This is a genomic window from Flavobacteriales bacterium, assembly GCA_016699575.1.
Taxonomy (GTDB): domain Bacteria; phylum Bacteroidota; class Bacteroidia; order Flavobacteriales_F; family PHOS-HE28; genus PHOS-HE28.
On sequence record CP064979.1, the window covers coordinates 1,733,298 to 1,758,432 of the forward strand.

Genomic DNA, 25,135 nt, shown 5'->3' on the forward strand with positions numbered 1-25,135 from the left:
ACGGTCATTCCAACACCAAGCGCAAGGTCTTCACGTCTTCGGGACCCTCCACAACGACGGTGTACACCCCGCGCTCGAACCCGTCCAAGTTGTCCAGTTCAGTCGTGTTGCTCCATGCACGAACGAAGCGGCCAGCGGCATCCATCATGCTGATGCGAACAACGTTGCCAGGCAAACCGGACAGCGCCGCACGATCACGCGCCGGGTTCGGATAGACCACCAGGTCATTGCCAACAACCGATCCATCCACGGCGACAACCGCGCTCCATGCGAAATGTCCATCGTGATCCACTTGCTTGAGCTTGTAATAGCTCATGCGGCTGGTGGTGTTGTCATCGGGCAGGGCATAGTTGATCACTGCCTGACTTTCACCGGCACCTTCCACCCACGCAACGTTGCTGAACTCCTCCTCCCCCTCGATCATCCGCCACATCTCGAAGCCCGCGTTGTTGTGCTCGGTGGCCGTTGACCACGTGAGCATCACCTCCCGCTCGTTCACCCGTTCGCCCGTGAACGAAAGCAGCTCAACGGGCAGCGGCGAACCGATCTCCGCCGCCGTCCAGATGGAGGTGCTCAGTGGCACACCGGAAGCGGTCAATGTGTTCGCGCCCGTGTTCAGCACCGTGGGCAGCATCGACCACGTGCCTTGCTGCCGCTCCAGTTGCAGGCCCGCCTCCACGATCATGTTCGTGCCCGTGCTCCACTCGCTGTCGCGATAGGTGAAGCCCACCGAGGCCACGGGAGCAGTGGCGTAGTCACCTGCTTCCATGATCCACCAACGGTCCAGCACGTTGGGCGCGTTCTCCGCCCCGGTCACATCGATCAGCGCCGGCATGCCCGCCGGAAGTGGGCGGTTGTTGGGCAATGCCAGGGTGATGGTCGGATAGGTGGCCATGCGCAGGTGGCCCGTTGCTCCCGTACCGGCCCCCGTGATGTTGGCGGTGAAGGGCAAGAACGCGTTCGTCGCCGCACTGCCGAAGGGAATGGTGTAGTTGCCCGTGTTTGCCCCGATGTTCCAACGCACCCACGAGTACCCCGCATTGGGATCCGTCTCGCTCACGATGAAGCCCGTGCTGCGCGTGATGGCGGTGGGGTCGGCGTTGCGCACGGTGAGCTGGTGCGTACCGAGATCCAGGTTCTGTGCGTTCACGAAGAGGCCACCGGCCGGTGCGGCATAGGCTCCGCCCACTTCCACATCCTGTAACAAGGTTTTGGTACCCGTGCCCGCGAGTTCCAGGTAGTTGAACACCGCCACGCTGCTGCCGCCGATGGTCTGTGCCCCGCCGTTCAAGCCCACTTCGCCTGCGCTGTTACCGAAGCAGTTGTTCGGTGCATTGTGCGTGAAGTCGCCGCTGAGGATGAGGATGCCGTTGTTATCCAACATGCCGGAGGCTCCTTGGTTAAGCACATCGCCGTTCACCACGATCACTGAACCGGTGGCGACGGAGAGTACCGCGCCGTTGTTGGTGAGCAGCTGGGCGTGCGCGCCGATCGGAAGCAGCAAGAGGAGGATGTACTTGATGAAGCGCATGGTGGTCCGTGTTGCGGGTACGCGTTGCGATCAGGCCTTGTAGGTCACCAGGATCTTCATCGGCTTGCCGAGGATGCTGCCGCTGCTGCCGTTGTGGTTGTACAAACGGATGTTCGTCGCACCGATCACATAGTCCGCCAGATACTCGGGGTTGATGGTGTACCCGGTGGTGATCCAATTGCCGGCCGTGTACTCGATGAGCACGCGCACATCGATGATCTTGCTCGCGGTGAGGCCGTGCGCCACATCCACGAAAGCACCTTCAGTGGCTGCGGTGGTGCCGGAGAATTCGACCTGCTTGATGGCCGGAGCGTTACTACCATGCTTGGTGAAGCCGTTCACTTCCAAAGCGCTGGTGGGTGCGGTGGTGCCGATGCCCACATTGCCGTTCGCGGCGATGCGCATGCGCTCGGCGTTGTTGGACCTGAAGAACATACCGTCGGTGGAATGGTAAGCAAGTTGCCCGGGGGTGCCGCCCGCATCATCGAAGTTGATTGCGCCCAGGAAATTCGCTCCGGCCGTGGTGTTGTTCAACGATAGCACGCTTCCGTTCGCGGTGCTCAGCGAGGTGAGGCGCACCATGGCCTCCGTTGCGGAATGCACATGCAGCTTCGCCGATGGGGCGCTTGTGCCGATGCCCACGTTGCCTAATGGGTCGATACGCATGCGCTCGGCATCGGCCGTTGTGAACGAGACGGGCGTGGAACTTGCCGTGCCGACAATAAAATTGCCAGCGTGGTTGACCGCACCAGGGTTCACCATACCGATGTGGCCCCAAGCGGTGCTGTTCAGGTTGTAATACTGCGTAACGGAATACCCCGTGTTCAAGGTGTTGCGCACACGCATGGGGATGAGGCCCACGGCATCCACCACTTCCAGTTTCACCGAAGGGGCGTTCGTTCCGATGCCCACGTTGCCGGTCGCATCGATGCGCATGCGCTCGAGGTTGCCGCCCGTGCGCAGGACCATGCCGGTGGTGCTATGGTACAGTACACCGCCATGCGCGGCATTGGCGGCTGAGCCGAAGAGCACACCGGTCTCTCCGGTGGCCGAGATCACATTCGTGTAAACGTTGCCGCTATGCTCCAGGGTGATGCCGCTGTTCGCATTCGGCGCATATCCGGCGGCACCCCTGCTCACATGCAACCTGCTCGCGGGTGTGGTTGTGCCAACACCTACGTTGCCGTTCACATCGATGCGCATACGCTCGATACTGAAGGTTCGGAAGGTCATGCCATCGGTCTTATGGTATCCGAGTTGGCCATTGGCCACGTTGCCCTCCAGGAAGTTGATCGCACCCAGGTTGTTGTTCCCGGCCGTTGAGTTGCTCAGCTCCAAGACCGAACCGTTCACCGCGTTCGCAGAGCTGATGCGCTGCACGCCCTGGGTTGCCGAGGCCACTTCCAACAAACGTGCAGGCGCGGTCGTGCCGATGCCCACGTTGCCGGCAGCATCGATGCGCATGCGCTCAAAGTTGTTCGTTAGCAGAGCGAACGGGTTGGCCGTACCTGTGCCTGCTATGCCGAGGCCCGTTGGGTTCTGCATGCCGAAGATGGCGTGCGCGGAAGCCGAATGGTTGAAAGTGTACATGGTGCTCGAGCCAGTAGCATCCAAATTGCGCAAGGCCGCCATCAGGCCGTTCGGCATGGAGCCAAGCACGTCCAGCTTGAAGTTGGGCGCGTTGTAGCCGATGCCCACGTTGCCGTTCACCGCCACCGTCAGATGCTCCTGGTTGTTCGTGCGCAGGGCCAAGGGCTGCGCATCGGTAGTACCCAGGAAGCTGGTGGTCGGGTTCGTGCCTGCATTGCCGGTGAGGCCCCAGCCCGAACCACTGCTCTGGAGCATCACCCAAGCGGCACCATCGTAGTAGTAGAACCCCTGGGTGCCATCGGTCTGGTATACCAGCATGCCCTTGCCCGTGGCGTCCGGCGCGGGGAACATGGCCGTTCGCTGGGCAGCTGAGAGGCGCGGGGTGAGCAGGCCCTTGTCCGAGCTGGTGAGGTCGAGCAGCGACTTGGCGTGCGGCGTGGGGTTGTTGATGCCAACGTTGCCTTGTCCGAAGGCAGTGCCGCTGCTCAATAGCACGAACAAGCCCGCAAGGGCGATGCAAACGAAGAGTTCGAAGAGATCCTTGCGGGAGAAACCGAGGAAGCGGCGGCGGGCATTGGTTTTCATGGCCTTGTCGTGTTTGACGGGCCAAAAGTCCCCTGCGCCTGAGGGGTGCGAAAGTCACAGTCAGTGAGTGGCGATCCGTGGCTGTGAACGGTAGAGGGTGGGTGGGGAAGGCCTCGCACAAGCCGGCCCCGATCGGCTCTACCGGCTCCCGATCCGCGCCAGCAGCTCGTCCTTGCGCAAGCGTGCCACGTCCAGGGTCTTGCCGTCGCTCATCACCACTTGCCCTCCGCTGCCCTTGATATACTTCGCCAGATGCTTCAGGTTGATGGTGTGGCTGCGGTGGATGCGGATGAAATCTGGGCCGTCGAGCGTCTCTTCGATCTCCTTCAGGCTGCGCGTGATGGCGATCTGCTGGTTGCCGACCATGTGCAGCACGGTGTAGTAGTTCACGGCTTCGCACCACACGATCTCTTCCACTTTCACCAATTGGAATCCGTTGAGCGTGGGCACGCTCATGCGGTCCGGAGTGATGCCGCTCTTCACGTCCTCCAGCATACGGTCCATGCGCTCCAGGTTGCCGCTGAGCCCGCGCTTGGTCTGCACACGGTCCACGGCCTCCCGCAATTGATCGATGTCGATCGGCTTGAGCAGGTAGTCGACCGCCGCGAACTTGATGGCCTTGATGGCATAGTGGTCGTGCGCCGTGGTGAAGATCACTTCGATGCCGTTGAGGTCCGACTTGCGCAGCACATCGAAGCCGGTGAGCTTGGGCATTTCCACATCGAGGAAGAGCAGGTCGGGGCGGTGCTGTGCGATGGCGGTCACGGCCTGTGCGCCATCCTCGCATTGCGCGAGCACTTCAATGCGGTCGGCGAAGTATTGCTGCACCAGCATGAGCAGCTTGTCACGAGCGGGTTTCTCGTCGTCGATGATGAGTGCGCGGATCATGGGTGGGGAGATTGATGTGCCTCACGCGGAGGCGCGGGGGACGCGGGGAAGTACACCGCACACGGAGGCACGGAGCCACGGAGAAGAGAACATTGGCAAGCGCATTCATCCGTGTCCCCGTGCCTCCGTTCGAGCTTCTTCTTCATGCCTATTCCGAGTGAGCAAGTATCGGGATCATGATCACCACACGTGTCCCTTGCGCAATTCCATCAGCATCCATCAGGTCGGTGATGGTCACACGCGAGGCGCCCTGCTCCAGTTCGCCGTAGATGCGCAGGCGATCGGCGCTCACCCGCATGCCCATGCTGCGGTGCACGCCGCTGCGCTGCTGGTTGATGGCGCGTGAGGCCGCACGACCGATTCCATTGTCTTCAACCGTGCACTCCAGCTGGTCATCGTGCAGTTTGAAATCGACAGCGATGTGGCCGGATGATTCCTTGTGCCGCAAGCCGTGCCAGATCGCGTTCTCGATGTAAGGCTGAACGAGCATCGTGGGCAGTTCAACCGGCTCGCCTTCGAGTTCATCATCAATGGTAACCGCGAAGGTGAAGGGGTACTTGAAGCGAAGTGCCTCCAACTCCAGGTAATACCGCAGCATTTCCACTTCGCGCTCCAAGGGCACGCGCGTGCTGTCGCTGTGCTGCAGGATCAAGCGGATCAGCTTGGCAAAACGACCGAGGTAGTGCGAGGCCTGTTCGCGGTCGTTGGCGATGATGAAGCTGTCGATGCTATTGAGGCAATTGAACACGAAGTGGGGGTCCATCTGCGCGCGCAGGGCCTGCAGCTTCAATTCGTTCACATGGCGCTCCTGTTCCTCTTGCGCGCGTTCACGTTTGCGCACCCAGTTGAGGCGTGCGCGGAAGACGAGCACGATGCCGGTTGCGAGCAGCACTGCGAAGAGGATCCGTGCCCAAAGCGTTTGCCACCACGGCGGCGGGATCTTCACCAGCAACTTGGCCGCCGGCCCCCACGAGCCTTCCTTGCTCTTGAGGCGGAACTCGAACGCATGTTCGCCGGGCTGAAGGCCGCGCAGGGTCACCCGGCCCTCGTTGTATGCGCTCCATTCCTCCCCTGGAGCGCGCATGGCGTAGGCCACGATGCTGCCCGGTGGGAGCATGGCGCCAAAGCGGACTTCAAGTTGGGTGTGGTCATGAGGCACTTTGATCCCCCCTTCCGCACCCACGGCCACCGCCGTTCCATCCACCAGGATCCGTGTAAGCAATGGAGCCGGTGGCACACGTTCGCTCACCACTGCATCGGCATCGAACACGGCTAACTCGCGCCCGATGTTCATGGCGAACAGGCCTGTGCTGGAAATGGCCAAGGTCCATTTGGCGGCATCACCGCCGGTGCTGCTGTTCGGATCCACCACCATGGCATGCTCGGTCACGGGATTGAAGGAGAAAATGCGTTCGTCGGAATCGGTCCAGATGCGCCCTCGACCATCCACCACCACCGAGTAAAGTCCCAGCTCCGTGATACCATGCCGATGATCGTAGTGCGTGTAGATGCCGGTCGGGATATCGTACCGGATCAAGCCGGCCCCATCGGAGGCGAGCCAAAGCACGCTGTCGGAGGAAGCAGTCATGCCGACCACTCGCCCCACACGCAACCGCCGCTCCGTCACGTCGGCCTTCAGGTCCACCCACTCACTCGTTCCCGCATCATGGTAAGCGAGTCCATGCAAGTTGCCGCACACCCATGTCCGTCCATCCTTCATGCTTACGGCGCCATACACGTTGTCGTAGCGCAACGCGCCTTCACGAGTGCTATCCGGCACGTGGGACGTGCAGCGGCCGGTCCGAGGATCCACGTTCACCATCCGCATGGGCCAAAGACCCATCCAGATGGACCCGTCCGCACCGCTCGCCAGCCATCGACGGTCAGGAAGCGGTGGTGCCCCGGTCTCGTCAACCACATGGATCTTCCTCCACTTCATCTTCTTCACATCGAGTTCCAGTAGATCGCTCGCACAGGCCACGAGCAATTTGCCATCATGGGGCAACACGTCCCAAACGAAGGAGTCCTTCAGCCCGAGATCACCAAGCGGCACGCTTCTGACCTCATCCCCATGCAGGTCAACGTGCACCAGGCCGAATTCCCCCATGGCACACCACAGCGCACTATCGCCCGCGAATTCCATGGCCCAGATACGCGGGGCGCTGGGTGACAGCTTGCGATCCACGAGGTCGAACATGCGCGGCTGGGGCTGTGCTGGGTCGTGGATGGCGATACCCATGTAATTGGCTATCCAGATCTCCCCGTTCGCGCTCTCGTACAGGTCGTTCACCGATCCGCGCGGCAATCCACCGGTAGGCGCGTTGGTGGGGAAGATCACTGCCGAACTGTCGTTGGGGTCGAACATGAACGCTCCCGACCTGGATGCGGCCCCCCAAATACGACCACGACCGTCGCGGACCAAGGTCCATGTGCGGGATACCTTCACATCGGGCCGACCGGGAACATGGTCCCATGTGCGGATCCGCTTGGAGTGCCCATCCCAATTCCAAAGTTGACCCGTGGTGCGGTCGCTGCACCACAAGCCGCCACGGCCATCAGGGCAGAGGCTCACTGCGTTGGTGCCGAGCAACGGGGAGAAGGAAGGGTCGCGAGCTTGCTCGAGCAGCCTCCTCGCGCGCTTGTCGTAGAACACAAGCCCACGATCGTGCGTGCTTATCCACACACCGTTGCGAGCGCTGTCTTCCTGGAAGTCTTTCCAGTACGTGCGTACATGCGACCCATCGGCATGGCGCAGTCCTTTGAAAGCGCGCGTTCGATCATCGATGAAGAACGTGCCCTTGTGCGTGCCGAACAACACCTCGCCTGGAGCGGTTGCTGCCACTGCATGCGACCAAAGTGTTTCGACCCCTTGCTTCAGCGAATCAGGGTACGGGAGCAGTTCAGCCCTGCGGGTCACCGGATCAACACGCACCGGGCCTTGCTCGGCCGCCACCCAGATGATGCCTTCGGAGTCCTGCGTCAAGGCACGCACACTTATCGGCGCACCATCATCGGCCAGGTCCACCGGAGTGAAGGCAGAGCCGTCGTACACAGCCAGCCCTTGCTGCATGCCCACCCATAGTATGCCGCTCTTGTCCACCATGAAACACTCCACGATGGCGTGCGGCAGCCCGTCGTTCACCCCGATGAGGTCGAAGGTGATGCGGGGTGGCGTGCGCTGCGCCGTTGCCGACCAAGCCAGCAAAAGCGAGAGTGCCGCGGCAGAGCGCATGGCCGAAAGATGGGAAGGTACGTGGATACGGGCGGTACGTGCGAGGGCCGCCCATCGCTGAGCGGCCCCCGTTCGCGACGCGCGCCTAATGCACCACCATCGGACTGCGCATCGTCGTTGACCGTTGACGAGCGCTCACCTGATACGTACCGGAGGTCAGCGCGCCCACGTCGATATCCGCTTGTGGACCGGTGACCCGCGTTCGCAGCACCAGTTTGCCCGTTGCATCGTGCACGTACACTTCGATCGGTCCGGGGCTGAAGCCCTGGAGGTCGAGGCGCACTGGCCCATCGGTGGGGTTCGGCCAAACGCTCAGTGCCGGAGGGGTGAACGGTGTTGTGCTTTCCACCAGCGTGGTGATCTCCGTTGCATAGATGTTGCCCGCGCGTGGTTCGCCGTTCAGCGAAACGTAGAAGTCCCCGTTGTTCGCGGCCGTCCAGTCGTCGTTCACCAGTTCCACGTTCCCCGTACCACTGAAGGTGACGGTGAAGAGGGCGTACTCCTCGCCGGGGATCCATGCCGCGCCCAGCTCGGTAAAAGGCGTGAACCCGAAGCCGGAAAATGTGCGGTACATGTACGAAGCCTCGTTCGCGACAGGTGCAGCTGGTGCGATGCCGATGCGATCGCTGGCGGGCGTATCGAACTGCGTGATCCCGATGCCATCGGCGGCGTTCCAACGCAAGGTGAACACCAGCGAGCTGAAGACACCATCAAAGGAGTCGTCCGGACGTATGCGCACCTCGTAGGTGGTGCCGCTGGTGTGCGCGAGCGTTATGTCGAGGACCGGCTGGGCGAAAGTGGCCGTGGAGGCAACCGCGATGGCCGCGGTTGTGATGATCGTTCTCATGGCAATTGCGCTGTGCGCACGTTGTTGGGTGTTGAGCCGCCTATGTTCACCAGGATCGGATCGCGGTCATTACTGCTGCCGGTGTATTTCACCGTGCCATCCATGTTCACATCCTCGGTGCGGTACTGGTTGTTGAGCACGTTGTTCGGCGTGGAGCCACCAATGGCCACCAGAATGGGGTCGCGATCGTTGCTGCTGCCGGTGTATTTCAATTGCCCATCGTGGCCCACGTCGCCGGCCCACAGTGCGTTTACCGAACCGATGGTTTTCTGCGCCGCGGTGCCGAAGGTGGCCGTTGCCGTGTTGCTGAAGTCGATGCTCGTTGTCGTTCCGGAGAGGCTGATCGCCGCAGCGCTCATCACCCCCAAGTGGTTGCGGTGGCGCACCACCACGTAGTAGTTGCCGGGAGGTGCATTCATCTCCACGAAGTCGTTGCCCGTTGCGGCATCCACGATATCGCCCGTGCGCAACAGCAACGCATGCCTGGCGGCCACGAGCGTTGTGGGCGTGGTCGCATCGCGCAGCTCCACCCGCACCCAATCCACCACCGCATCGGTGCCACTGATCGCCAGCAGGCCTGCCGTCGTGGTCTCACCACCGCTGTTGCCCGCGTTCACGAAGCCCAGCGCGGTGTAGGGCTCGGTGAGCGGGACCAGTCCCGCGCTGCGCAGCCCATCGTTCATGAGCTGTGTGCCCGTGTTCCAAGGTCCTTCGAGCACGGCGAAACCCTGCACTTTCACCTTCACATTGCTGCCTGCACCCGTCGCGTAGCCATCGCCGATGCCGCTGCTGAAGATCGCGCTGAGCGCGACCTGGGTGTTGTATGCACCCCCCGCGTAGCCGTCCGCGGCACCGCTGTTGTAGATCGCACTTAGCGCGACCTGCGTGTTGTAAGCACCACCCGCGTAGCCGTCCGCCACCCCGCTCTTGTAGATGCCGCTGAGTGTAACGGGTGTATTGAACGAGCCTGCCGAGTAGCCATCGGCGACGCCGCTGGTGAAAACTCCGGTGGCGTTCGTATGACCGATATAGGTCGCGCTCGCATACCCGTCGCCCGCCCCGCTCACGAAGATGTTCTGGCCCTGAGATCCCAGGCTGAGCCCGGCGATGAACAGGAAACAAATGGAGCGCATGGGGATCATCGTTCGTTCGCGCGCGATCATGGCAGGCGGCATAGACGGATGGTCGTGCTTACGGAATGGGTGGCAGGGATGGCGAGGGAAGCGCGCCTATCCGACACCCGGCCTTCCGGACTCGTTCCAGCCCAAGATCCACCGCGGAGGCGGGTAGCCCCTACGGTGGCCGCGATCGTATTCCAATTGGCCACGTCCGTGGCGCCAGCTGCGGACAATGCGCCATCTCCGTTGATAGCACCGCTGAACGCACGGGCTGACGGTGATGTAACACCTACGCACCACTCCCTCAAGTTCCCTGACAACTCGTTCACTCCGTAATAGGAGGCACCCGCCTGCGTCCGTGTTGGATTAGCAACCCCCGACGCGACGGCGGCAACGCGCCATGGACGCAAATAGTTGCCAGCAGCACCAGCTATATTGGCGATGGGCAAGCTCCCTGCGGCGGATTCGGTCGGTGTACCCGCACCGTTCAGGCTTACCTGGTTCGTGGTGTACTCGGCTGTACCCCACGCGTACTCGTCGGCCAAGGCCGGCATAGGACCCCGGCAGGCTTTTTCATACTCCAGCTCGGTCATCGGTCGCAACGCCGCCCAGTCCGCATAGGCAAGTTGGTTGTTCGCGTTCGTGGCGCACGCCCGGTCCGGTGCGGTCGTCACATACAAGTTCGGCGAGATCCCGTTATCGTCGATCGTGTGGCCGCTGACACCCGTGGCGTCGGGGAACCCCGCCGCCGCCTGCGCCGGTGTCAATAGGTTCAGGAACTCCACGTATTGCGCTTCGCTCATTTCGTACTTCATCATGTAGAAGGCATTGTAGCCTTTCGGATAGGTTGTGGGCAGCGTCTGTGTGGTGGTGTAGGTGAAATCGTCCAATGCGCTTGGTGCCAGATTGCTGAGCCCGGTGTTGTTCCTGGCGTTGAGGCTGGTGGCAGCGGCCCCGCCCAAGGTGATCGCGGCTTCGGAAGAGACCAGGTACGGGCTACCGGTCTGCCCTTGCTCGAACTGGCCGCGGACGTTCGTGGCCGTTCCATCACCGAGCATGTAAGCACCTGAAGGAATGTTCACCATTTCGATCGCCAATACGCGGACATCGATCGGGTCTGTATCCTGCACGCCTGTGCCGGCATAGTTCCACCGCATCTGCACACCCGTGAAATTCGACGTGCCGGTACCGAACGTGCTGCGCCGGATGAACCCTCCCTTGTTATCGGCTGATTGGATGAGCACGGACCCCGCAGGCGCTATAGAACCAGAGGGAGACAACGTGGCGTGCCGCCAATCGGAGTTCATTCCGAAGCGGTACTTGATGAACACCCAGGCGGCATCGCCGTTGGCGGGCGCTGTGTTCACATACCAGCTGTTGTCCCAGCTGATGTCGAACTGCACCTGCCATGTGTCGGCAACGGCGTTCTGACCGGTCAAGGTCACGTTACTGACCTGGATGTTGTTGGCGGAAAGGACGAAGGGCAAAGCCAGGGTAGGCAGGGCCGCCAGCAAGCGGCTGCCCCGGTTCGTGCGCTTGGCACGGGTGGTTGAAGTGGAGTGGTGCATGTGTTGTGTTTTTGGTGGGGCAAACATTCCCCGCCGCAACACGCACCGAAAGCAGCAACCTGTGAACGGGCGATCCCGGCTGTGAACAGCATGGTGCGCCCGGTGGATCAAAGCCAACGTTGCGCGACCGCCGGAACCTACTCCAGGATCAACCTGCTGGAGCGCTCGGCGCCATCGGGCCACAGGATCCGCACCAGGTATGTCCCGCGCGCAATGCCCTGGACATCGCAGTGATCCACTGCTCCCCATGCGCGCACAACTTGTCCGCTCACATTCACCAGTTGCACCCCGCTATGGTCCAACGCCCCGATCCGGATGTCGAAGGCCTGGCTGGCAGGGTTCGGAAAAAGCACAAGGGCGTTCCCGTTCACTGCACCTTTCACCGCGATCACTGGGCTCCAACTGTAGTGCCCGTCCAGATCCACTTGCTTGAGCTTGTAGTAGCTCACGCGGCTGGTGGTGTTGTCATCGGACAGGGCATAGTTGATCACCGCATGGCTTTCACCGGCGCCTTCCACCCACGCAACCCTGCTGAATTCCTCTTCGCCCTCGATCAAGCGCCATACCTCGAAGCCCGCGTTGTTGTGCTCCGTGGCGGTGGTCCAATGCAGCATCACCTCGCGGTCGCTGGTACGCTCGCCGGTGAAGGCGATCAGTTCCACGGGCAGAGGCAAGCCCGTGGTGGTGATGTACAATTCACCATCGTTCGCCAGCACGGCCGTGTAGCCATGCGTGCCACCATTGCCTTGGATGCGTGGCTCCAATGCAGGTGAGGCGGGAAAGATGGGTGTCCAGATGTTGCCTGCCGGGTTGTTCGGCAAGTTGCAATCTTCCATGAGCCCCACGTAGTGCGCCACACCGGCATCGGCGTACACGTTCACCACCGGATCCGCTGCTGCATACGCAGCGAACTCGTTCGCACTGTGGAAGAGCCTCACGATGGCACCGCTGGTGATCGGGTTCTGTGTGGTCAGGTGCCAATTCCGGTCCATGTACCGCTGGCCGATCACGCTTTGGCGTACCGCTCCGTTGTGCACGTACACGTTCATGCTCACCAGGCCCAGTGGCTGGCCGTTGTCGTTGAAGCGGGCCACCACTTTGCGGTCCTTGTAGATCCACTGGTCCTGGCCGGTGCCGCTGCTGATGATCGGATCGGCGGGGCCGCAGGTGTTGAAGGCCTCGTTCCAGAGTTCCGGTTGGAACTCGAACGCACCAATGTCCGGTGTGGTAACGTGGCGCGTTACACCGTTCTTGTCCACTGTGATGCCGGCAAAGGGCAACGCGGCCTGGTCCACTTCCATGGAATAGCTGCGGAGGTCGGCGGTGGACGAATAGAACAGCGGATCGCGGAATTTGGAATTGGCATTGGTGCCTGTGCCCGCAGCAAGAGCGGTCACGGTGGTGTAGGGCACGCCGTTCCACTGCACGGTATTGCCGACCGTACCCGTGCGCCAGAATACGTTGCGATCCGAGGCGATGCCAGTGAGCGAGACCGTCGCCGCGCTGTAACTGGTACTGCTGAAGATGTTGTTGCGGATGTGCGTGTCGGTGGAGCTGCCGCCGGTGATCGCCAGCATGGCTGTGCCGGAGGCCGCGTTCGTTCGCACGCTGTTGTACACCACATCCACCCGGCTCGAAGGTCCGTTGATGCGGATGCCTTGACCTACAGTGGAGATGATCTCGTTGTTGGCTACGACGATGCGGGCCGGTGCCACGGGTTGGCAACCGAAGACGAAGACGCCAGAAGAGGTCAAGGCCGTTCCACCGGTGATGCGATTCCGCGATATGTCCACGGCACCTGTACATTGATACACCAGCACCGCATCCGTTGCCGTTGCCGTGAGCTGGTTGCCACGGATGGTGATCGGTCCGGAGATCTGGTTCAGCGATATGCCCGATGTACCGCCGGTGCGCGTGCAGCCTACGATGGTAATGGTATCCTGCGGAGCAAGTGGCTGGGAATAGACCGCATAGCCTCCCCCTACGAGCGCACAGTTCTCCAGCACGAAGCTGGTCGGCATCGCACCGAGCACGCTACCCACGAGATCGGCGCTCAACAGGGTCGTACCGCTGCTGGAGATCACACAATGCGACAGGCGCATGTCCACGATCGCATCGCACGCAGGGTTGAGGTGAACGACCCGCGCGTTGGGTTGGATGCCATATCGGCTCAAGGTCATGTGCTCGAATCGGACATGATCCGCGCCGGTGTTCGCAAGCACGTGGTTGTTCGCCGCACCAGCAAACGAGGTGTACTGCAGGATCACCGTGGTACTGTCGAGCGCCTGTCCGCGGAAGGTCACGGTGTTCGTGCTACTGGATCCCTTGATGGCCGTGAGTTGGACCTGCTCAGTGTAGATACCGCTCTCCACCTCGAAGACCACCGGACCACTGATCCCGCAGCCCAGAAGCTGCCTTACCGCCGTAGTGAAGTTCAGGAAGTCGGCCCCTACCGATGGTCCGATCACATAGGTCCCGATCATCGGCGTGCACACTTCATTGATCTCATCCGCGCCGATGTCGGGCAGGGTGGCCAAGGGCAGCGCCCGCAGTTCGCCGTCGTAGTCGTAGTCCACGCCGGAGATGAAGATGCTTTGGCCCGCGCATGGCGATCCGGATTGAAGATGCAGGTCGTTGGAGTTGTTCACGAAGAGCGGGTCCGCCTGGATGCTGTTGAGCTGCTGGCCCGTGAGGCAGCGCAGCGCTGACAGGTCGACCACATCAGCACCCCAAAACACGAATGGCGTGTTACCGCCATAAAGCACATTGTGATCAGCAGCTGCGAAAGCGATCGTGCCTGTACGGTATATGGCATACGCGGTAGCGCTCCGGAACGCGTTGCCCACCATGTGGCTGTTGCTGCCCGTGCCTGATAGTTCCAACGCATTGCCAGTAGACGTGCTAACGGAATTGTGATAGACTCCCAGACCATTGTTGTCACCACTCAGCAGTATACCCCTCGTATTACTCGTGCATTGCACCATGTTGTTGGCCACTTGGGTCCACGAGGGCGCGCCGCCAGTGCATGTCATGTCGATGCCGATCCCGTTGGATGAGTTCGCCGTTATGCGATTGCCGGTGATGCGCAACCAATTGCTGTTGTGACGCACTTCCACGGCCGTCCGGCTCGAGTTGTTCGGTCCTTGGATGACATTTCCATCGATCACGAGTTCCGGATCTCCCGTGCCCGGATTGATGCACGCGATGCTCCGATCGTACTGCCCGGTGAATACGCAGCCCTGAATGGTGATGCTCGCATCGGTATCCATGTACCAGCGCACACCGGTATGCCCGCCCTGCATTCTACAGTACAGTACACTTACACTGGACTCATCGTTCTGTGCGATCCCCAACACCAAGGCAGAAAGGTTATTGGTGGTGGCGTTGCTGATCAGTCGGCAATTACGGATCGTGGTGTATTGCGAACGCGTGGTCGCGTTGGCGATGGTACTTTCCCAATCCACCACCGCGCCTTGCAACGTTGAGATGCCATTTCGCTGGATGGTCATGTGCTCGAAGGTGACGCGGTCCGCACCGCTCATGCGCACAGTGGGCAACGCTGAACCGGTGGGCCAGGTGAGGGTGACCAGCGAGCTGTCCAAGCTCTGTCCGCGGAAGGTGATGGTGTTCACGTTGCTGTTGCCCGGAATGTTCGGCAGCACGATCTGCTCCGTGTAGGTGCCATCCTCCACCAAGAAGGTGACCGGCCCTGTAATGCCGCATATCTGCATCTTGCCGACCGCTGACGCGAATGCGCTGAAATCCGCTCCGACCGAAGGGCCGATGACGTATGTTCCACTCAGGGAGGAGCAGTATTCCGCTGTCTCATCCGCACCCACATCGGGCGCGGTCAATGCAGGTTGTGGCCGCGCTTGCTGATCGAAGTCGAGGACTTGCCCCGCCACCGCCATACCCGCTCCGGCACATAGCGAAGCTGTTTGCAGGTGCAGGTCGCTGATGTTGTTCACGAAGAGCGGATCCATGAAATGACTGTTCGCATCGAAACCCGTTGCGGCGTTAAGCGAGTTCCGGTCGTTGTGACTGCCTGACCAGGAAACCGCCGTAGGCCCTGACGCACTCCAATAGAAATTGTGATCCGATGCCGTAATGCTCGTCGCATCCTGCACGCTCAAGCCGCTGTTAGCATTGCCACGCAGGATATTGTTCCTTAAGGTGATGTTCGAAGAAGTGGCGGATACGTGCAACATTCCTGAGACACTATTGTGGAGCAGGTCCACATACTGACTGGACGAAAGTGTTACTCCTTCGGACCTGTTCGGGAATACGAACATGTTGCCAGCGACCAACACCGGTGTGCCCGCGATACCTTGTAAGTTCAGGAGTACGCCAGCGGTCCCTGCGGTCGTATTGATGAAGAGGTTGTGTTGAATGACGATCGCTCCTTGCCCATTGATGAAAATATGGATCCCTGTTGTCGTAGTGGACACCCGGTTGCGTAAGAGGCTCAAGCCGCCATTGATGGAGACCAAATGGATCTGGGGAGAGGTGATCACACAATCATGGAATTGAAGCTCATCCATTTGGGTCGCTCCACCATACCAATACACACCGTAGTTCCCTCCACTGAAGCTGGTGGCAATGAACCGGATCCCCGTCTGGTTGAAAGTATCAAAGCAGTACACCACGTTCCGTACATTGTTCACGAAGGTGGGTGCAGTCACCCCGATCAACCGGCAATGCCTGAAGTTGATGTCCGTGGCAGTACTTGCATACACGAGTACATGACCATAAAGACTGGATCCGGTTCGCTGCACGGTGAGATGCTCGAACGAGATGTGTCGCGCACCAGCGAAGTGTACCACGTGGTTCGGACCGCTGAAACCACCTACCGTAGTGGTGCTGTTAGACCTGAGCACGACCAAGGAGCTATCGAGGCTTTGACCACGGAAGGTGATGGTGTTGGTGGCACTGCTCCCTGTGATGTTCACTAGCGTTATCCGCTCCGTGTAGAAGCCATCGGCCACTTCGAACACCACCGGGCCACTGACCCCCGACGTGTTGAGCGCGGTGACCGCAGCACTGAAGCTGAGGTAATCCCCACCACCGCCTGCATCGATGGAGTAGGTGCCGTTGAGCTGGGCGCTGAGGCTGCTGGTGAGCAGGAGCAGCGGAAAGAGGAGCAGGCGGGCGAGCGGGGACATGGCGGGTGGACCTTGAGCCTGCAAATTCCCGCACACAGCCCCGCCTGTCCAGCGGAAATGGGTGAACGAACGGTATCCATGGGTGAACGCCCCGGAACCTGCAGAGGCGCCGGGGCGTTCGGTGGTCGGGAGGGACCGTTCGATCAGTGCACGACCACGACGCGGGTGGTGGCGCCGGGCCATTGCGGGAACCGTGCGATGTACGTGCCCGGGGTGAGACCATCCAAGCGGATGGCTTGGCCAGGAACGCTCATGCCGCTCAGCACCACGCGTCCGTCCGTGCCATGCAGCACGAAAGGCTGGACTTCATCATCCGGCAACTCGAACGCCACCTGGTCCTGGGCCGGGTTCGGATAAGCACCGATCTCGACGGTAGCCGCGGGAAGCACCGGCGGAGCGACCACCAACGACTTCAAACCGAGGTTACCGTATTCGTCGGCTCCGATATCGTGTTGCCCCAGCCCCGGACGTGGATCCTGGTCATAGTCATTGGTGATGTCCGCGTCAAAGAAGGCCGTGTTGATGTTCGGAGAGGTGTCCTTGATGTGCAAGTTGGTCTTGCTGACATAATGTGGCACAGCACCGATCGAATGGTCTTCCATGGTGGTATTCGTCCGGATAAGCGCCTTGGTCTGATAGATCCCGTACCAGTTGCCCACACCGGAGAAACTCACGTTGTTGTAGTCGCTCGTAGGCCAGGGGGCCGCGGTATTGGCCGCATAGTTCAATCCGACACATCCGTTGCCTACCATGCGAATGGAATTGGATGTGACCACGGTTTCTTGGGCGAGAGGATAGTCCGTAAGAATGCCGCTCGCACTATCTCCTTCCACATAGAGGCTGTTGTGACGGATGTACAATCCGCTTTCAGCCGGTGTTGTCAGAACCACGGCAGGAGTTGTGTAGAGGTGCACATAAATCCCCGTTGTCGCATATCCCGCGGTGCTGTACTTGATGTTGCTGACCATGTTGTTCTCGATCCGTCTTGTTATTCCTTCGTCCGAGTATCCACCGATCCATATGCCGGCCCCGGCCTCGTACATGACGATCCTGTTCCGGAGGATGTTGGTGTTCTCCACGAGCGCGAGGGTGATCCCGCGGTTCAACTGTTCGCTCAACGTGGTCTTGGCGAGCAGGACTCCATTGTCAATCACATCGCATTGTCCGATGGACGATAAGTACATGCCGGATACCCAGCCGGAGAAGTTGTTGCCGTCAACAGTGACCCGTTCCACTCCATAGACGTGAAGTCCCGTGGACCCTTGTGTGCTGTCCGCACCTTCATTCACAATGACATTATCCAGCAGCAAGCTTCTTTCCCCATAAACGCTAACACCACTCGTAGTAGCGGCGTTGTTGGTGATCGTGCAAGAGCTGATCACCACATCGTCCGCGTCAACCCACACGCAGCTCGTGGCCATGGGGCTCGATGGATCCGGATCAACGATGATCGACATCTCGTGGAGAGAAACGAACGGTACGCGGATATGGACGACGCCTCGGAAGAGCACTGGTTCACCAGTAATGTGCACATCGTATGCGCCTGGGTTCAACGGCCGGATCAGGATTGGCGCACTCGCACCTGCACCGGGTATTGGGTCCAAAGCGAGACCTCCCGTGTAGACCCCAGGAGCCACTACCAGGTCCACGGGGCCGGATACGCCCACCTGAACAAGGTCGTCGACCGCCTCTTGGATCGTTGCATACGGATCGCCCAAGCCGCCGATGTGGAAGATGCCGCTTACTTGAGCGTGAAGGTTGGACGCGGCCAAGGCGAGGGATGCGACCGCGATCGACGTGGAGAGGAATTTCATCATGGTGGAGATGGTTGCCGCGAACTTGACCCATCGCACCCGCTCCGCATCGGCCGATCGGGTGAACGAACGATCCGGATGGGTGAACCCGTCCAGGCCTATTCCGTGTGATGCAATTGCACGCGACCTATCGCATAGGAATGCCCCTATCACCATTGCTCGTGTGCTCCGCTTTCAGATCGCCTGAAATGAGCACGTGGGGATCAAGCCGAAGCTCATTCCCCTCATCGCGGTCTACCCATATGGTGAAGCCGGTCAGTGTACAACGATCACCGGCACGGTCCGGATGGCTGAACTGGACCCGAGGCGCATCACATAGATCCCGCTCGGCAAAGAGGCCATGTCAAAGGACCACCCGTCGGCGGATCGCCGCGCGGACATGTTTACGGTCCGGCCGTGCGTATCGAAGAGTTCCACCTTGGTCGCCGCATCCCGTGCATCATCCCATCGCACGTTCAGCACATCATCAGCGGGCTGTGGCCAGATCACGAAGGGAGTGTGCACCATGGTCGCGTTCGCCACGGAAGTCGTGAAGTCAACCTGCATGCTGAACAGCACTGCGCCCCCGAATTTGCTGTCGAAGGGCTGGAAGGCCAGCCCATGGTTGTTGATGTAGCCCGCCACGATCAGGTCGCCGAAGGCATCAACGCCCCACGCCGCGGCGGTGTCGTTGGGGACGATATGACCGCCCTTGAGAACAGGATCATCGCTGTTGGTGACATCGTACACGAGCACCTCACTGTCGCCCGCGCTCATCAGCAGCAAGCTGTCGTTGCGTGCCAGCACCAGTTCGTTCGCATGGCCATCGCTGCCGAACCAGCTGAAGCCGAAGCACGACCACGGGTTCAGCCACTCGACCTGTTGCGGCGCGACCGGATCGGCGATGTCCAGCACCTCCAGCCCGCAGTAGTCGATGGCCACGAAGAGCCGGTCGTCCTTCACGGCGATGTTGTTGTATGCCGGATTGGTGAGCAGCGGATGCTGCGGATTGAGGTATTGCGCGACCTGGTACGGCGCGGAAGGATCGGCGATGGAGAGCACGCGCAGGCCGCCGGCATCGAAGGCGAGGTAGAGCAGCGTATCCACGATGGCCATGCCGCGCGCGTTGGGCGCGTACGATGCGATGCCCGGCCAGGATGGATCCGGCAGGTAGGTGGAATGGAACTGCACATCCTGTGGATCGCTCACATCCACGACCAGCAAACCGTCCGACATGGCACCCACGTATGCGAACCCGTCCTTCACCTTCACGATGGCTCCGCCATGCGCGAAAGCCGGATGTGCGTAGTGATCCAGCACCATCGGGTCGGTCGCGTCGGTAACATCGAGCACGGCGATCCCTGGTTCGCTGTTCTCCAGCGCGCCCAAGGCCAGGTACAACAACGTGCCGTCCTGCTCGAGGTTCGTTACGCTCAGATCCCCGAAAAACGAAGTGGGCATGCGCTTGATCACGACCGGCGCTGTTGGCACTGTGATGTCCCAGACGAAGAGGCCGGAATCGCTGCACGCCAAGTAGACGTAAGGCCGACCGAGCCGATCGATGCGGCTGCTCAGCACCGGTGCGCTGAAGCTGTCGGCGAATTGCACGTACGGATGCTGATACCGGCCCAGTTCGGTAACCAGCACGGTGTCGATGGATTGGCCGTTCACTTGTGCAACGAAGGCCCCAACCATGCCCAAAAGGGGAATGCGGATCGTATTTGCCATGCCGAAAAATACTCAGCCGGTGCGTCTGTAGCTGCGCACGACCAGTCGCACCGAAGTGCCGTTCTCGCCGGTGATGGTGTGCTCGGCCTTCAGCTTACTGGCGAAGGTGCGGATCATGCCCAGTCCGAAACCGGTGCCGCCCGCCGCGACTTGTGCGCCGTCCTTCATGCCGATGCCATCGTCGATGACGTCGATCAGCAGTTGGCCGTCCGCGGCTTCCGCCATGGACACGTGCAATCGGCCTGAGCGCCCATCGGGCCAAGCGTACTTCAGAGCGTTGGTGATCAGCTCATTCAGGATGAGGCCCAACGGCACGGCGGTGTCCACATCGAGGTTGATGGGGTGTACGCGCAGGTCCAGTTTCACGCGATCCGTCATGCCGTAGCTCGTGACCAGTCCGTTGGCCAGCTTCGCCACGTAGTCGGGCATCTGCACTCCGGTGAGGTCGCCTTCGCGGTAGAGGTCCTGGTGGATCAGGGCCATGCTCTTCACGCGCAGGCGACTGTCGTTCACGGCCTGTTTCGCTGTTTCATCGGTGATGCCGCGCCCTTGGATGCTGAGCAAGCTGCTCACGGTCTGCAGGTTGTTCTTCACGCGGTGGTGGATCTCGCGCAACAGCAATTCCTTCTCCTTCAACTGCGCTTCGATCACTTGTTTCTGGCGCATCATCTCCGCTTCACCTTTCCGCTTCACCCGGTAGGCGCGGAAGGCGAAGAGCGCAGCCACCAGGAACAGCACCGCACCCACCGCGATGGCCTTGATGGTGAGCGCGCGCCGCTCCAACTGCGCGTTGCCTTCCGCGATCAGCACGTCCTTCTTCCCGCTTTCGTACTTCTCCTGCATCTCGGCGATGCGGGCGCTGCTCTCCTGACTGAAGATGCTGTCGCGCAGGGCCGTGGCCAGCTTGTGGTGCCGGTAGGCCGAATCGATGGCGCCGCGCTCTTCGAAGAACGCGCTGAGGAACTCGTGGGCATTGGTTTCCACCGACCGGGCTTGCGCACGTTGCGCAAGCTGGAGACCCGCACGCAGGAAGTACAAGGCGCTGTCCGCCTCACCTGCGACGCCATGCAGGCGGCCGAGGTTGGCCAGGATGTTCGCCCGCGTGTTCTCGTCCTCCCCTTCGGGCATCACCGCATGTGCGCTGCGCATCATCGCCAAGGCTTCGTCCTGCGCCCCCAATTGGTCCAGGGCATTGCTCAAGTTCATACGCGTGGTCCCTGCATAAATGTCCATGCCAAGGGCGGTGAGCAGATCATCGGCCTGCCGGTAGTACACCACAGCGCTGTCGAACCGGCCTTCTTCATACAACACGTTGCCGAGGTTGTTGGACACGTTGGCGATCCAAACCGTATCGCGGAGGCTGCGGAACGCTCTCAGCGCGGCGGTGAATTCGTATGCTGCCTTGTCGCTGCGCTGCATCTTCTCATGGACCGACCCGATGTTGTTGTGCGCCATGGCCTCGTACCATGGATCGCCGCCGCGCTCGAAGTAGGGCACGGCCGCGAGGTAGTGCCGCAAGGCTTCATCGTGTTCACTGCGACTGGTGTAGCACATACCGGTGTAGTTGTGCCCCTTGCCGATCTCCAGGTCGATGCCGCTGCGCTTGGCGATGCTCCGGTATTCCGCAGCGAAGACCAGCGCACTGTCGGGATCATTGAACACGGTGGCGCGCAGCAGCTCGGTGAGCACGCCCAGCCGCGACGTGTCTTGCGGTAGCGCATCGCGCACGCGTAGCAGGCTGTCCATCTGCGCATCCGCCTGGGCGGTGATCAACAAAACGACGAAGACGAGTGCGCGCATGGCGGCAAGTTGGGGAAATGCGCAGCACAGTGCGAACACCCGTGCAGCGCATAGCCACTTACTTTGGATCATGCGCCGCGCGGATCCTCTCCTGCCACCACGAAGGTGGATCGCGGTGCTGGCCTCATCCGTTCTGCTCTTCCAGGACGTCGTTCACGCGCAGACCAGCGACCTCACCTTCCACCACCTCACCATCGCCGACGGCCTTTCGCAGAACTCGGTGAGCGCCGTGCTGCAGGATCGTCAGGGCTTCCTGTGGTTCGGTACGCAGGATGGTCTGGACCGTTTCGATGGAAGGACCTTCGTGAACCACCGCAACAGCGCCCGCGCCAACAGCCTCGCGAACAACTACGTGTGGGCCTTGCACGAGGACAGCGTCGGTGCGTTGTGGATCGGCACCTTCGGCGGCGGGCTCGATCGACTGGATCCCGCGACCGGTGTGTTCCAGCACTTCCGGCACGATCCCTCGGATACCACCTCACTGCCCAGCGATCGCATCTTCAGCATGGTGCAGGATGATCGCGGCACGCTCTGGCTCGGCACCAACAACGGACTGGCCGCGTTGGATCCGCGCACGGGGAAGGTGCGGCGCTTCTTCGCGCAAAGCGATCAAGAACCGCAGGGCAACGGGCATTTCGTGAGCGGGCTCGCGCGCCTAGGCGATGACGTTTGGATGCGCACCGACAGCGGCCTCACGCGGATGGATACGCGCACGCTGGTCGCCACACACTTCCGCCGCGCGCCCAACACACCTTCGGTCGAACTCGGAGCGGTGACGAGTGCCGCCGTGGAGAACGGAGAAGTGCTGATCTGCTGCAGTGCGGGACTGGTCAGGCTGGGGAACGGCATGCGTCCGGATTCGCTCTTGCTTTCCCCCGCCCAAGTGCCCGGCGCTGATCCGCGCATGAGCTTCAACCGCGTCCGTGTTGCCGGTGATCGCTGGTGGATCGGCACAAGCCACGGGTTGGTGCAGTGGCTACCGAGCACCGGCAAGGCGATCCTGTTACGGCACGACGCCACCGACCCGCGCAGCCTGGCACACAGCAATGTCCTTGCCCTGCTACCCGGCCATGGCGGAGAACTTTGGATCGGCACGCGCAACGGATTGGACCGCTTGGACCACGCGGATCCGGCGATCAAGGTGCGCCGCAGCAAACCCGGGCAGCCGGGAACCCTGAGCGATCGGCACGTGGGACCGATGATCGAGGATGCGGATGGCACGCTGTGGATCGGAACGGCCAGCGGCCTTGATCATTGGGATCGCCAAGCAGACCATCTGCAAGCGTTCCGCCATGATCCCACGGACCCGCGATCGCTGCCCGCCGATGATGTGCAGGCCTTGTACCGCGATAGCAAGAACAGGCTGTGGGCCGGCTTCCGTGGTGGTGGCCTGGCACAGGTCGAACGTTCGGCGCAAGGCATCCGCTGCACGAACCACGCGAAGCGCGATGCCCCGGGTGCGCTCAACGCCAACACGGTGCATACGATCACCGAGAGCTCCGACGGCCTGCTGTGGATCGGCACGGCGGGCGGCGGCTTGTGCAGCTTCGATGCAGAGACCGAACGGTTCACGTGCTACCCGCCCACCTCTGATGATCGGGGTCCTAGCCACCCCTATGTCTACTGCATCCTCGAAGACGCCGATGCCCACCTCTGGCTGGGAACGCCCACGGGCGGACTGAACTTCTTCGATCGCAAGAGCGGGCGTTTCGTGGTGCTGAAGAACGATGTGCGCGACAACAACAGCTTGAGCAGCGACTTCGTGTTGTGCCTTCACCGCGATGGCAACGACCTCTGGATCGGCACGATCAGCGGCTTGAACCACCTGCGCATCGACAACGATCTCGCAGGCAACTTGCTCGCGACCGGTCCGGCTGCGGCGCGCTTCACCCACTACGGCCGCGACCATGGGCTGCCCAATGAGGTCGTCTACGGCATCCTTCCCTCCGCCGATGGAACGCTGTGGCTGAGCACCAACCGTGGACTCGCCGAATTCGACCCGAAAGCCGGTCGCGTGATCCGCAGCTTGTCGCAGGAAGATGGTCTGCAACACGACGAGTTCAACCAGAACGCGTTCCTGCGCACGGCAGCAGGTGAATTGTTCTTCGGTGGTGTGGACGGACTGAACTGGTTCACCCCTGCCGACCTGCTGCCGAACGCGAAGATCCCGCCGGTACACTTCACGCGTTTCCTGTTGAACAACGAACCCGTGCCGCTGGTATCCGACAGCACGGGCGCGGCCTTCACCCTCCAACATGCCATTCACGCCATCCCATCGCTCGACCTCTCCTGGCGCGACAAGGTGATCGGCTTCGAGTTCGCAGTGCTCAACTACATCGCCCCGCAGAAGAACAACTACCGCTACAAGCTCGAAGGCTTCGATGCCGATTGGGTGGATGCGGGCGCGCGCAACAGCATCACCTACACCAACCTCGATCCCGGCGAATACGTGCTGCGCGTGCAGGGTAGCAACAACGATGGGCTGTGGAACGAACAAGGCGCGTCGCTCACGTTGCGCATCAGCACACCGCCGTGGCGGACATGGTACGCCTACCTGTTCTACGCGTTGGTGCTGATCGCCATCGGCTACGCGTGGTTCCGCTACCGGCTGCGCGAAGCCACGCGCGAACTGGAGACGACCATGCGCATCGAACGCGCGCGCAACGCCGACCGCGAGCAGTTCCGCCGCAAGAGCGCCGCCGACTTCCACGACGAGGCGGGCGGCAAACTCACACGCATCAACCTGCACACTGGACTGGCGAAACAGCGCGCCGGACAAGAGGCCGCGATCGGTCCGCACCTGGAGCATATCGAGCAGGCGCAACGCGAACTCTCAGCCGGCATCCGGGACCTGATCTGGAGCATGGACCCCGGCCGCGACACCTTGCACGACGTGCTCGATCGCCTCGCCGCCTTCGCCGCATCGCTCTTCGACCGCACGAACACCGCCTTCCGCATCGAAGGCCGCACCGAAGCCATGCGCACCGTGAAGCTCGACATGGAGCAACGCCGCGCGATCACGTTGATCCTGAAGGAGGCGATGAACAACTGCGCCAAATACGCGGCGGCGGCGCATTGCACCTTGCAGGTCGCACACACGGCTGGATCGCTCTCCCTCACCTTGAAGGATGACGGAAAGGGCTTCGACACCACGCAGGCGAAACCGGACAGCTATGGCATGCGCACCATGCCGGAGCGGGCGGCATCCATCGGCGCGGAGTTGCACATCGGGTCGGAACCAGATAGAGGGACGAAGATCCGCCTGACCGTCCCTGTGAAGTGAGATCTACGCG

Annotated in this window: 12 protein-coding genes; 1 reads left to right on the plus strand and 11 read right to left on the minus strand. The window is 61.3% G+C overall.

The genetic code is table 11. From position 1 onward, the window contains the following. Positions 1-4 precede the first annotated feature (4 nt). From IPJ76_07180 to IPJ76_07230, 11 genes are all read right to left on the minus strand, one after another. Positions 5-1,531 (minus strand): T9SS type A sorting domain-containing protein, encoded by a 1,527-nt coding sequence (locus IPJ76_07180; protein ID QQR87988.1) that lies wholly within the window; start codon positions 1,529-1,531, stop codon positions 5-7. Positions 1,532-1,561: 30 nt separating this feature from the next. Continuing rightward, a complete protein-coding gene (locus IPJ76_07185) occupies positions 1,562-3,706 on the minus strand; it encodes a hypothetical protein (GenBank protein ID QQR87989.1) in 2,145 nt (714 codons plus the stop codon). Positions 3,707-3,844: 138 nt separating this feature from the next. Then, positions 3,845-4,594 (minus strand): response regulator, encoded by a 750-nt coding sequence (locus IPJ76_07190; GenBank protein QQR87990.1) that lies wholly within the window; start codon positions 4,592-4,594, stop codon positions 3,845-3,847. A 148-nt stretch (positions 4,595-4,742) separates the two neighbouring features. Beyond that, positions 4,743-7,826, minus strand: coding sequence for a histidine kinase (locus IPJ76_07195; protein ID QQR87991.1), 3,084 nt, complete (start codon positions 7,824-7,826; stop codon positions 4,743-4,745). An 85-nt stretch (positions 7,827-7,911) separates the two neighbouring features. Further along, positions 7,912-8,673, minus strand: a complete 762-nt coding sequence (locus tag IPJ76_07200) for a T9SS type A sorting domain-containing protein (GenBank protein ID QQR87992.1) — start codon at positions 8,671-8,673, stop codon at positions 7,912-7,914. Further along, positions 8,670-9,806 carry a hypothetical protein gene (locus IPJ76_07205; GenBank protein ID QQR87993.1) on the minus strand — a complete coding sequence of 379 codons (1,137 nt, stop codon included), beginning with the start codon at positions 9,804-9,806 and terminating at the stop codon, positions 8,670-8,672. Before IPJ76_07205 ends, IPJ76_07200 begins: the two co-directional genes overlap by 4 nt. 26 nt (positions 9,807-9,832) lie before the next feature. Then, the gene (locus IPJ76_07210; protein ID QQR87994.1) at positions 9,833-11,359 is read right to left on the minus strand and encodes an SUMF1/EgtB/PvdO family nonheme iron enzyme; all 1,527 of its coding nucleotides are present in this window, start codon (positions 11,357-11,359) and stop codon (positions 9,833-9,835) included. A 137-nt stretch (positions 11,360-11,496) separates the two neighbouring features. Further along, the gene (locus IPJ76_07215; GenBank protein QQR87995.1) at positions 11,497-16,521 is read right to left on the minus strand and encodes a right-handed parallel beta-helix repeat-containing protein; all 5,025 of its coding nucleotides are present in this window, start codon (positions 16,519-16,521) and stop codon (positions 11,497-11,499) included. Positions 16,522-16,664: 143 nt separating this feature from the next. Further along, positions 16,665-18,338 carry a right-handed parallel beta-helix repeat-containing protein gene (locus IPJ76_07220; protein QQR87996.1) on the minus strand — a complete coding sequence of 558 codons (1,674 nt, stop codon included), beginning with the start codon at positions 18,336-18,338 and terminating at the stop codon, positions 16,665-16,667. Between the two features lie 252 nt (positions 18,339-18,590). Beyond that, on the minus strand, positions 18,591-20,042 hold the full coding sequence (locus IPJ76_07225) for a T9SS type A sorting domain-containing protein (protein ID QQR87997.1): 1,452 nt from the start codon (positions 20,040-20,042) through the stop codon (positions 18,591-18,593). A gap of 12 nt (positions 20,043-20,054) precedes the next feature. Then, a complete protein-coding gene (locus tag IPJ76_07230; protein ID QQR87998.1) occupies positions 20,055-21,842 on the minus strand; it encodes a tetratricopeptide repeat protein in 1,788 nt (595 codons plus the stop codon). Positions 21,843-21,912: 70 nt separating this feature from the next. Between IPJ76_07230 and IPJ76_07235 the strand changes: the two genes are divergently transcribed. Further along, complete coding sequence (locus IPJ76_07235; protein ID QQR87999.1) at positions 21,913-25,125, plus strand: hypothetical protein; 3,213 nt, start codon at positions 21,913-21,915, stop codon at positions 25,123-25,125. Positions 25,126-25,135: the final 10 nt, after the last annotated feature.

What these genes read in the sequence shown, in the direction of transcription:
- IPJ76_07180 (QQR87988.1), bottom strand. Translation starts at nt 1,531, where the DNA reads ATGCGCTTCATCAAGTACATCCTCCTCTTGCTGCTTCCGATCGGCGCG.
- IPJ76_07185 (QQR87989.1), bottom strand. Translation starts at nt 3,706, where the DNA reads ATGAAAACCAATGCCCGCCGCCGCTTCCTCGGTTTCTCCCGCAAGGAT.
- IPJ76_07190 (QQR87990.1), bottom strand. Translation starts at nt 4,594, where the DNA reads ATGATCCGCGCACTCATCATCGACGACGAGAAACCCGCTCGTGACAAG.
- IPJ76_07195 (QQR87991.1), bottom strand. Translation starts at nt 7,826, where the DNA reads ATGCGCTCTGCCGCGGCACTCTCGCTTTTGCTGGCTTGGTCGGCAACG.
- IPJ76_07200 (QQR87992.1), bottom strand. Translation starts at nt 8,673, where the DNA reads ATGAGAACGATCATCACAACCGCGGCCATCGCGGTTGCCTCCACGGCC.
- IPJ76_07205 (QQR87993.1), bottom strand. Translation starts at nt 9,806, where the DNA reads ATGCGCTCCATTTGTTTCCTGTTCATCGCCGGGCTCAGCCTGGGATCT.
- IPJ76_07210 (QQR87994.1), bottom strand. Translation starts at nt 11,359, where the DNA reads ATGCACCACTCCACTTCAACCACCCGTGCCAAGCGCACGAACCGGGGC.
- IPJ76_07215 (QQR87995.1), bottom strand. Translation starts at nt 16,521, where the DNA reads ATGTCCCCGCTCGCCCGCCTGCTCCTCTTTCCGCTGCTCCTGCTCACC.
- IPJ76_07220 (QQR87996.1), bottom strand. Translation starts at nt 18,338, where the DNA reads ATGATGAAATTCCTCTCCACGTCGATCGCGGTCGCATCCCTCGCCTTG.
- IPJ76_07225 (QQR87997.1), bottom strand. Translation starts at nt 20,042, where the DNA reads ATGGCAAATACGATCCGCATTCCCCTTTTGGGCATGGTTGGGGCCTTC.
- IPJ76_07230 (QQR87998.1), bottom strand. Translation starts at nt 21,842, where the DNA reads ATGCGCGCACTCGTCTTCGTCGTTTTGTTGATCACCGCCCAGGCGGAT.
- IPJ76_07235 (QQR87999.1), top strand. Translation starts at nt 21,913, where the DNA reads ATGCGCCGCGCGGATCCTCTCCTGCCACCACGAAGGTGGATCGCGGTG.